Source organism: Bradyrhizobium forestalis (assembly GCF_002795245.1).
GTDB classification, from domain to species: domain Bacteria; phylum Pseudomonadota; class Alphaproteobacteria; order Rhizobiales; family Xanthobacteraceae; genus Bradyrhizobium; species Bradyrhizobium forestalis.
Map to the genome: position 1 here is coordinate 1 of NZ_PGVG01000156.1, position 402 is coordinate 402.

General features: G+C 66.7%; 1 protein-coding gene. It reads left to right on the forward strand.

Annotation, left to right across the window (positions count from 1 at the left end; translation table 11 throughout):
• Positions 1 to 402, forward strand: a 402-nt coding sequence (locus tag CVM73_RS38910; protein ID WP_146006769.1) for a lytic murein transglycosylase, incomplete at both ends; no start/stop codon positions are given.

Sequence of the window (402 nt, forward strand, 5' to 3'; positions counted from 1 at the left end):
GAGTTCACCACGCCGATCTGGGACTACCTGGCCGGGCTGGTGGACGACCAGCGCGTCGCCGACGGCAAGGCGCGCATGGCCGAGCACGCCGACCTGCTGCGCAAGGTTGCCGCGCGCTACCAGGTCGACCCGGCAACGGGGGTTGCCGTGTGGGGAGTGGAAAGCGATTACGGGCGCATCACCGGTAAGCGCCCGCTGCTGGTGTCGTTGTCCACGCTGTCCTGCTACGGGCGGCGACAGTCGTTCTTCCAGGGCGAGTTCATTGCAACTCTGAAGCTGCTGCAGCAGGGCGATATCCGTGACAGCGGCATCACCGGTTCCTGGGCTGGCGCCTTTGGCCAGACGCAGTTCATGCCGTCGACCTATGCGCGCATTGCCGAGGACTTCGACGGCGACGGCCAC